Genomic DNA, 7,984 nt, shown 5'->3' with positions numbered 1-7,984 from the left:
GAGGAGTGTAGCTCAGTTGGTAGAGCATCGGTCTCCAAAACCGAGGGCCGTGGGTTCGAGTCCCTCCACTCCTGCCAATCCTTCGGGATAGCGTGAGCGGGCCTTGCGGGTTCGGGAATTTGTGAGAGGGCCGGGGGCGGCGCCGACGGATGGGTCGGGGGCCGTCCGTGGCCCTATGGCTGTTGAAGAGAGGCGATTTTTTGGCGCAGACGTCTTCAGGCGGAACGGGATCGAGCGGCAAGGGCGTGGGCGCCCGCATCCGCAACATTCCCATCTTCGCGCAGCAGGTGAAGGCCGAGACCGCCAAGGTCGTCTGGCCCAGCCGCCGCGAAACCGTGATGACCGCCGTGATGGTGGTGGCGATGACGTTGATTCTCGGCATCTTCTTTTTCACGGTCGATTGGGGCTTCAGCAGGATCGTCCGTTTCCTGCTCTCGCTCGTGCAAGGTTAAGAGAGATTATGTCGCGCTGGTATATCATCCACGCTTATTCGGGCTTTGAGAACAAGGTGAAGGATCAGATCCTCACCGATGCGACCCGGCTCGGGCTTGAAACCCTGGTCGAGGCGGTCGAGGTGCCCACCGAGAAGGTGACCGAGGTCCGCCGCGGCAAGAAGGTGACGTCGGACAAGAAGTTCTTCCCCGGCTATGTGCTCGCCAAGCTGGCGATGAACGACGACGTCTATCACCTCGTCAAGAATACGCCGAAGGTCACGGGCTTCCTCGGCTCCAGCGGCAAACCGCAGCCGATTTCGGACGCCGAGGCCGCGCGCATCCTCAACACCAAGGAGGAGCAGGCCACCGCAGCACCCAAGGCGAAGATCAAGGTCGATTACGATATCGGCGACAGCGTCAAGGTGCTGGAAGGCCCGTTCGCGAGCTTCAACGGCCTCGTCGAGGAGCTCGATTTCGATCGCAGCCGCGTCAAGGTCTCGGTCTCGATCTTCGGCCGCGCGACGCCGGTCGAACTGGAATTCGAGCAGGTCGAACGGGTGAAATAGTTGCCGTCATCCCGGCGAAAGCCGGGATCTCGTGAGGATAAGCGGCGCCCCTGCCGCACGAGCCCCCAGCTTCCCTGGGGTGACGATCTCGGGGCGGAAACCGCGGGAGGCCGTCAGGCCGTCAGCACCGCTAAGCCATAGGAGGTAACAATGGCGAAGAAGATTACCGGTTACATCAAGCTGCAAGTCCCGGCCGGCAAGGCCAATCCCAGCCCGCCGATCGGCCCCGCGCTCGGCCAGCGCGGCGTCAACATCATGGAATTCTGCAAGGCGTTCAACGCGCAGACCGGCGGCGAGGAGGTCGGCACGCCGCTGCCGACGGTGATCACCGTCTATGCCGATCGCAGCTTCTCGTTCGAGACCAAGACCCCGCCCGCGACCTATCTGCTCAAGAAGGCCGCCGGGCTCAAGGCGGGTTCGAAGGAGCCGGGCAAGGCATCGGCGGGCACGATCAAGCGCAGCCAGGTCGCCGAAGTCGCGCAGGCCAAGATGAAGGACCTGAACGCCAACGATATCGAGGCGGCGACGAAGATCATCGAAGGCTCCGCCCGCGCGATGGGCCTTTCGGTTGTGGAGGGCTGATCCGATGGCATTGAGCAAGAAGCAGAAGGCCCTCACGGTCGATACGATCAAGCTGCACGGCGTCGACGAGGCGATCGGAATCGCCAAGACCAACGCCACCGCCAAGTTCGACGAGACGATCGAGGTCGCGCTCAACCTGGGCGTCGATCCGCGCCATGCCGATCAGATGGTGCGCGGCGTCGTCACGCTGCCCAAGGGCACGGGCAAGGACGTCCGCGTCGGCGTGTTCGCGCGCGGCGCCAAGGCGGACGAGGCGCGCGCGGCGGGCGCCGAGGTCGTCGGCGCCGAGGATCTGCTCGAAACGATCCAGGGCGGCACGGTCGATTTCGACCGCTGCATCGCCACGCCCGACATGATGGGTCTGGTCGGACGGCTCGGCAAGATCCTGGGTCCCAAGGGCCTGATGCCCAACCCCAAGCTCGGCACGGTGACGATGAATGTCGGCGAGGCGGTCAAGGCGGCCAAGGGCGGCCAGGTCGAATATCGCGTCGAGAAGGCGGGGATCATCCATTCGGGGATCGGCAAGGCGAGCTTCCCGGCGGAAGACCTGCGCGCCAATTTCGATGCGCTGGTCGATGCGATCGTCAAGGCCAAGCCCTCGGGCGCCAAGGGCAAATATCTCAAGAAGGTCGCGATCAGCTCCAGCATGGGTCCGGGCGTCAAGATCGATCCCGCCGAGGTTTCGATCGCCTGATCCTGCCTCACCAATGACCACGGAAGGGCCGGGAGCGATCCCGGCCCTTTTTCGTTCGCGCCTCCCCAGCGGATTACGCGTGGCCGAAAAGCCTCACCCGCGCACCGTTCGGCACGCGTCCCGCGCCGGCCTTGCAGCCGTCACAAACTTTGATCACGGCGCGCTGACGGCAGGCTCCGCAGACGGGCCGCCGACGAGGGGATGTTCGGGCAGGCGTCGCCGAGGCGCCACGCAGACAGGCGACGGCCCGGCCGCCGCCGACAGTTTCACAAGGGGATGATCGTGAAAGTCCAGTTCCGCTCGACGGCCATTCGCGCCGGCGTTTCGTTCGCCGCGCTGATCGCCGCCACCGCCGCGATTGCGCAGGATGCCGCGCCCGCCAACGGCGACACGCTCGGCGATATCGTCGTCACCGCCGAACGGCGTTCCGAGAATCTCCAGAAGGTGCCAGTCTCGGTCGGCGTCATCAGCGGCGATGCGCTCAGCACCTATACGGCGGGTGGCGACGATACGTTGCTGACGCTCTCCGGCCGCACCCCCAGCCTCTATGTCGAGACGACGACGGGCCGCATCTTCCCGCGCTTCTACATTCGCGGCCTCGGCAACATCGATTTCTACCTCGGCGCCTCGCAGCCGGTGGAGATCATCCAGGACGATGTCGTGCTCGAGCATGTCGTGCTCAAGTCGAACCCCGCGTTCGACGTCAACCAGATCGAGGTGCTGCGCGGCCCGCAGGGCTCGCTGTTCGGCCGCAACACCACCGCGGGCATCATCAAGATCGATACCGTCCGCCCCACCCAGACCTTCCAGGGCCGGGGCAGCGCCTCCTACGGCAGCAAGAACACCGTCAACCTCGAGGGCGGCATCGGCGGCCCGATCGTGCAGGACAAGATCGCCTTCCGGCTCTCCGGCCTGTTCCAGCACCGCGACGATTGGGTCGACAACGTCTATGCCGGCGCCAGCGCCGACGGCACGGTCTCGCCCAAGAAGAACGCGATGGCCGGCTATGACGAGAAGGACGTCCGCCTCCAGTTGCTGCTCACACCGGTCGAAGGCCTGTCGCTGCTCGCCTCGGGCCACGCGCGCGATTATAGCGGCACGTCGACGCTGTTCCTGCGCGCCGGGATCGTCAAGGGCTCGAACGTGCCGGTCGCCCCGCGCGGCATCGTCTCCTTCGACGAAGCGCAGAACAATCCGCAGGCCTATCACACCTATGGCGGCTCGCTGAACGCGGCCTATGACTTCGGCTTCGCGACCCTGACCTCGATCACCGCCTACGAGACCACGCACGGCTTCAGCCGCGGCGATACCGATGGCGGCGCCGCGGCCAACTTCCCCGTCGGCGGCGTCCCCAACGGCTTCGGCCAATCGCAGGGCCAGGTGCGCGGGCTCGATCAGTGGACGCAGGAACTGCGCCTCGCCAGCAACGGCGACGGCCGCTTCAAATGGCAGGTCGGCGGCATGTATTTCGACAATCGCGACATCACCGATTTCTACCAGCGCGCCTTCTTCCTCACCACCGCCGCGCGCAACCCGAACAATTGGGTGCGGCTGCACGACGTCAACACCTCCTACGCGCTTTTCGGCCAGTTCAGCTATGCGTTGACCGACCGGCTCACGATCACCGGCGGCGCGCGCGGCACCAAGGATTCGAAGAGCACGCGGCTGCTCAAGACCGCCGATACCGCCGCCGGCGCCGTCACTTATACCGGCCGCCGCTACGTTCGCCTCTCCGATACGCAGCCGAGCTGGGACATCAGCGCGCTCTATGCGGTCGATCCGAACTTCAGCGTCTATGCGCGCGTCGCCAAGGGCTTTCGCGGCCCGACGATCCAGGGCCGATCGGCGGTGTTCAACTCCGATTTCACCACCGCGAATTCGGAAAAGAACCTGTCCTACGAGGCCGGCATCAAGACCAAGCTGCTCGACGATCGGCTGCGCTTCAACCTCACTGGCTTCGGCTATACGGTGAAGGACATCCAGCTCAACGGCAACGACGCCAACGGCAACGGCGTGCTGTTCAACGCCGAAAAGGCCAAGGCCTATGGCGTGGAAGGCGATATCCAGGTGCGCCCCGCGCGCAACCTGACGATCTCGGCGGGCGCCAGCTATCTTCACAGCCGCATCCGCGACAAGAATGTCTATGCGCAGGTGTGCGCGCTCAACGGCGTCGTGGTCTGCACCGTGCTCGATCCGACGATCAATGTTCGCGGCACAATCTTCGCGCAGATCGACGGCGATCCGCTGCCCAACGCGCCGTCGTTCAACATCAACCTCTCGGGCCATTACGACATGCCCATCACCGCGAGCAGCAAGGCGTTCGTCGAGACCGACTTCAACATGCAGGGCTTCACGCAGTTCGTGCTCTACAAGACGCGCGAGTTCAATTCGAACGGCAATCTCGAATGGGGCGGCAAGATCGGCTACGAATTCGCCAACGGCAAATATCAGGTCGCGGTCTTCGCGCGCAACCTCACCAACGAGCGCGTGCTCAAAGGCGTGATCGAAAATTACATGGCCGCCGTCTACAACGATCCCCGGATCATCGGCGTATCGGCCTCGGCCAAATACTAAGAAATGCGGTAGGGCGCGGGAAATCCGGCCCGAACCTTGACTTTCGCGGGCCATTCGGTGAAAGGTCCGCCTGCTGATCGGTTCATCCGATCGGCATCCGTCCGAGACAGCAGGTGCGGGGGATTTGCCCCCGCTTAATGCCCTGCCGAGACGGGGAAGAGATTTTGCCGGCGGCTCGTGAGAGAAGCTTCCGGTCCGCCCATCGCATTCGTGCGCCGGGGTCAGGCATCCATTCCCCATCGGACCCTTCGCCGTTCGGGCTCGCCCGGATGGCTAAGACGCGTTCGGCGCATGGTGCGCCGGACGAATTGGAGATGGCAATGGATCGTGCTCAGAAGTCCGAGCAGGTGGCTGCGCTGAACCGCACTCTAAGCGAGACGTCCGTCGTGGTCGTCACGCGTAATCTCGGGATGACCGTCGCGCAATCGACGCAGCTCCGGGTGAAGATGCGGGAAGCGGGCGCCAGCTACAAGGTGACCAAGAACCGCCTTGCCCGCATCGCAGCCGAAGGCACGCCCTACACCACGCTCAGCGATCTGCTGACGGGGCCGACGGCGCTCAGCACTTCGGTGGACCCGGTCGCGGCCGCCAAGGTCGTCGTCGCTTTCGCGAAGACCAACGACAAGTTGGAAATCGTCGGCGGCGCGATGGGCGAGACCGTGCTCGACGTGAACGGGGTGAAGGCGCTCGCCGAGCTGCCCAGCCTCGATGAGCTGCGCGCCAAGATCGTGGGCCTTATCCAGGCGCCCGCGACCAAGGTGGCCTCGGTGCTCGTCGCACCCGCCGGCCAGCTCGCCCGCGTGTTCGGGGCCTATGCGGCCAAGGAAGCAGCATAAACCGACCTCAACCTACCGTCATCCCAGCGAAAGCTGGGATCTCCCCGAAACGAGGAGATGCCGGCCTTCGCTGGCATGACGGATCGAAACAGATGGAGTGATTATCATGGCAGACCTTCAGAAGCTTGTTGACGACCTTTCGACCCTGACCGTCCTCGAGGCGGCCGAGCTTTCCAAGTTGCTCGAAGAGAAGTGGGGCGTTTCCGCCGCCGCTGTCGCCGCAGCTCCCGCCGCCGGCGGCGGTGGTGCCGCCGCTCCGGCCGCCGAAGAGAAGACCGAGTTCGACGTGATCCTGACCGGCGACGGCGGCAAGAAGATCAATGTCATCAAGGAGGTCCGCGCGATCACCGGGCTCGGCCTGACCGAAGCCAAGACTTTGGTCGAGAGCGCCCCCAAGGCGGTCAAGGAAGGCATCAACAAGGACGAGGCCGAGAAGCTCAAGAAGCAGCTCGAAGAAGCCGGCGCGACCGTCGAGCTTAAGTAAGTCTTGCGGCCCGGCCGCAAGAACTCGTCCCGGTGAACGCCGGGAGCCGGAGCAAGAAAGGGCGGCCCGCAAGGGTCGCCCTTTTTCCGTTTCTTGATCCGCTAGAGTCGGATGACTTCAGCCTTACCCGCTCATGCTGAGTAGAGACCGAGTAGCTCCGCAGGAGCGTATCGAGGGCTCGTATCGAAGTACCGCTCCAGCGCATGTCCTTCGATACGGGCTCTCGACAGGCTCGATCCCTACTCAGGATGAACGGAGGAATAGGTCAATCTAAATCATCCTGCTCTAACGTCAGTCGATGGTAGACAACTAACTGTCTTCTTCAAGGCGCGGCCGCTTGAAGCGTACACGGATCGTGGGCGATGATGCTGCCACGACGGCTGGAGCGGGAAAGATGACGGGATATGTGGCTCTGCTGAGGGCCGTGAATGTCGGCGGCACCGGGGCGTTGCCAATGACGGTGCTGGTCGAGATGTGCGAGGCGGCAGGGTTCGGCCAGGTGCGAACCTATATCGCGAGCGGCAACGTCGTTTTCCGAAGTGACGCCGCCGAAGATCAGGTCCGGTCCGCCCTGGAGGATCGGCTACGCGTCTATGCCGGGAAGAATGTGGGCGTGGTGGTGCGAACGGCCTCCGAAATCGCCGACGCGCTTGCTCGCAATCCGTTCGCGGACTCGCCCGGCAACCGTGTCATGGCGCTGTTCGTCGATGGACCGCTCCCGAACGATCCCCTTGATGGAGTGACCGGCGCCAAGAACGAGCGGATACGCTTGGGAAAGCGCGAATTGTTCGTCCTCTATCCGGACGGCATGGCGACCACGCGGCTCCGCATACCCAGCGAGAAGCACGGCACGGCGCGCAACATGAACACGGTCGCCAAGCTGGCCGAAATGACGGCCGCCGTGGCTTAGAGTCGGTCCCGTCGGCGTCGCACTCCGTCAGATTGAACGGGACAGCCCCTCATTATCCGCTTTTAGCAGCGCGGCCGGCCTCTGGAATGGCCGGGCATGGGCGGAAGCCGACCTCCGTCGCCCGCGCGTCATGATTAACGCCGCCTAAGCCATGTCCGGCATCCAAAACTCCATTAACGCGCCGTTATGCGCGCTTCATCGCAGTCGGGAGCGTGAGGCCGTGGGAATGATGGAGCGGATGCGGCGGAAGCAGGCGGCGGAGGCCGAGCCGCCCCCGGGCGCCGAGCGCCGCCGCGACGTGCGCCAGGCGAGCCTGCTGGAAGTCGCGAAGCTCGGCATCGGTGGTCATGAGGAGCTTTGCCGGCTGCGCGGCGTCTCGGCCGATGGGCTGCGCGCCGAGGTCTATTGCCCGGCGGCGGCGGGCGAGCGCGTCGCGATCGAGCTTCGCACCGGACATTGCATCGTCGGCCACGTCTCCTGGGCCGACGGGGGGATCGTCGGCGTGAGCTTCGATGAGCCGACGCCGATGATGGAGATGCTCTCGCATTGCTCGTTTGACGAACGCGTGACGAGCGTCCGCTCGCCGCGCCTGACCGTGGATGTCGAGGCCACTTTGTTCGTCGATCATTTCAAGCTGCCCGCGCGTATCTCGAACATCTCGCAATCGGGGCTCAAGCTGATGCTCGACGATATGTTCGATGCCGATACGCCCTGCACGATCGCGATCGACCATCTCGGCCCCCTGCCCGGCGAGATCAAATGGTGGCGCGACGGCGAAGGCGGGGTGATGTTCGAGGAGCTGATCCCCTACCCCGCCTTCGCCGACTGGCGCCTGGCGCTCAATCCGGGCTGGCGCATGGCGGGTGAGGCGGCGTGCGGGCCCGCCGCCTGGTTTCCCCCGCCC

9 protein-coding genes and 1 tRNA gene are annotated in these 7,984 nt (G+C 64.6%); all 10 read left to right on the top strand.

Annotated elements, in window-relative coordinates; translation table 11 throughout:
* Window position 1: 1 nt before the first annotated feature.
* A tRNA-Trp gene (locus HUU94_RS07915) sits at window positions 2–77 on the top strand.
* A 180-nt stretch (window positions 78–257) separates the two neighbouring features.
* Entirely contained in the window at window positions 258–452 is a 195-nt protein-coding gene (gene secE, locus HUU94_RS12825) for a preprotein translocase subunit SecE (RefSeq protein ID WP_254602045.1), read from the top strand.
* Window positions 453–460: 8 nt separating this feature from the next.
* Window positions 461–1,000: a transcription termination/antitermination protein NusG gene (gene nusG, locus HUU94_RS07905; RefSeq protein WP_174274546.1), complete on the top strand. Its 540-nt coding sequence runs from the start codon at window positions 461–463 to the stop codon at window positions 998–1,000.
* A 150-nt stretch (window positions 1,001–1,150) separates the two neighbouring features.
* Complete coding sequence (gene rplK, locus HUU94_RS07900) at window positions 1,151–1,582, top strand: 50S ribosomal protein L11 (RefSeq protein WP_174274545.1); 432 nt, start codon at window positions 1,151–1,153, stop codon at window positions 1,580–1,582.
* A 4-nt stretch (window positions 1,583–1,586) separates the two neighbouring features.
* Window positions 1,587–2,276 (top strand): 50S ribosomal protein L1, encoded by a 690-nt coding sequence (gene rplA / locus HUU94_RS07895; protein WP_174274544.1) that lies wholly within the window; start codon window positions 1,587–1,589, stop codon window positions 2,274–2,276.
* 276 nt (window positions 2,277–2,552) lie between these two features.
* On the top strand, window positions 2,553–4,850 hold the full coding sequence (locus HUU94_RS07890) for a TonB-dependent receptor (protein WP_174274543.1): 2,298 nt from the start codon (window positions 2,553–2,555) through the stop codon (window positions 4,848–4,850).
* A 320-nt stretch (window positions 4,851–5,170) separates the two neighbouring features.
* A complete protein-coding gene (gene rplJ / locus HUU94_RS07885; protein ID WP_174274542.1) occupies window positions 5,171–5,686 on the top strand; it encodes a 50S ribosomal protein L10 in 516 nt (171 codons plus the stop codon).
* A 106-nt stretch (window positions 5,687–5,792) separates the two neighbouring features.
* The gene (rplL, locus tag HUU94_RS07880; RefSeq protein WP_174274541.1) at window positions 5,793–6,170 is read left to right on the top strand and encodes a 50S ribosomal protein L7/L12; all 378 of its coding nucleotides are present in this window, start codon (window positions 5,793–5,795) and stop codon (window positions 6,168–6,170) included.
* 337 nt (window positions 6,171–6,507) lie between these two features.
* Complete coding sequence (locus HUU94_RS07875) at window positions 6,508–7,080, top strand: DUF1697 domain-containing protein (RefSeq protein ID WP_217429590.1); 573 nt, start codon at window positions 6,508–6,510, stop codon at window positions 7,078–7,080.
* A 238-nt stretch (window positions 7,081–7,318) separates the two neighbouring features.
* Window positions 7,319–7,984 (top strand): PilZ domain-containing protein (locus HUU94_RS07870; RefSeq protein ID WP_174274540.1); only part of this gene is annotated, 666 nt, incomplete at its 3' end.

The sequence above is a fragment of the Sphingomonas bacterium genome (genome assembly GCF_903644055.1).
Taxonomy (GTDB): Bacteria; Pseudomonadota; Alphaproteobacteria; order Sphingomonadales; family Sphingomonadaceae; genus Sphingomonas_I.
Note: the sequence above shows the minus strand (reverse complement) of the source record. Positions and strands in the feature narration are given on the sequence as shown.